This is a genomic window from Pseudomonas juntendi (genome assembly GCF_009932375.1).
GTDB lineage: Bacteria > Pseudomonadota > Gammaproteobacteria > Pseudomonadales > Pseudomonadaceae > Aquipseudomonas > Aquipseudomonas juntendi.
This window is the reverse complement of sequence record NZ_BLJG01000567.1, coordinates 1-650: the sequence shown is the minus strand read 5'-3', so window position 1 is coordinate 650 and position 650 is coordinate 1. Positions and strand designations below refer to the sequence as shown.

At 65.4% G+C, this 650-nt stretch carries 1 protein-coding gene and 2 pseudogenes; 2 read left to right on the top strand and 1 reads right to left on the bottom strand.

Features of this window, described 5'->3' with window-relative positions; genetic code table 11:
- A pseudogene (locus GYA94_RS28430) lies at positions 1–151 on the top strand (PAS domain-containing sensor histidine kinase); the annotation flags it as partial.
- On the opposite strand, the pseudogene GYA94_RS27290 reads toward GYA94_RS28430, so the two are convergent.
- Positions 152–322, bottom strand: a pseudogene (locus tag GYA94_RS27290) (PAS domain-containing sensor histidine kinase); the annotation flags it as partial.
- Positions 323–547: 225 nt separating this feature from the next.
- On the opposite strand from GYA94_RS27290, the gene GYA94_RS28425 reads away from it, so the two are divergent.
- Positions 548–650, top strand: a 103-nt coding sequence (locus tag GYA94_RS28425; protein WP_255327016.1) for a hypothetical protein, incomplete at its 3' end; no start/stop codon positions are given.

Here is a 650-nt window from a genome sequence, read left to right as displayed (position 1 = left end):
GCAGGCCTGGGTTGCCGAGGGGCCTACGTTGCGTGCTTGGCTACCGGCCAACTGTACGGCGCTGGTCCGCGCCTGCCTGCGCCAGCACCGCGCAATCAGCGACGTGGAGGTACAGGTCGGCGCGCGCACCGTGCGCTGGACCTTCATGCCGCACGTCGCTGATTGCGCGGTGCTGGCGCAGGCAGGCGCGGACCAGCGCCGTACAGTTGGCCGGTAGCCAAGCACGCAACGTAGGCCCCTCGGCAACCCAGGCCTGCAAGGCCGGGTTCAGCGCCACCACGCTGGCATCGGCGGCCAGCAGCAGGCTCGGTTGTGGGTCCATGGCCAGCAGGCAGGCGGCAGGTTGATCCACGTTGAAGGGCTCCTATCTAGTATTTCTACTATATTGCTATGGTCGATATTCCTATTACCATAGCCATTCGCGTAAAAATGCGACAGAGGGAGCGCCCCACCGTGCGCCTCCCTGTGCACCCTGAACAGAGCTAACAATCAGCCACCGGGGGCCAGGCAGCAGCCGCTGCGCCTGCCTCCCTTACAGGACTACCGCATGTCGATCTATGCCCAGGGCCTGCAGCCCGCTGCCGTCAACCATGTCGCCCTCACCCCGCTGAGTTTCATCGAGCGCACCGCCGCCGTGTACGGCGACTACC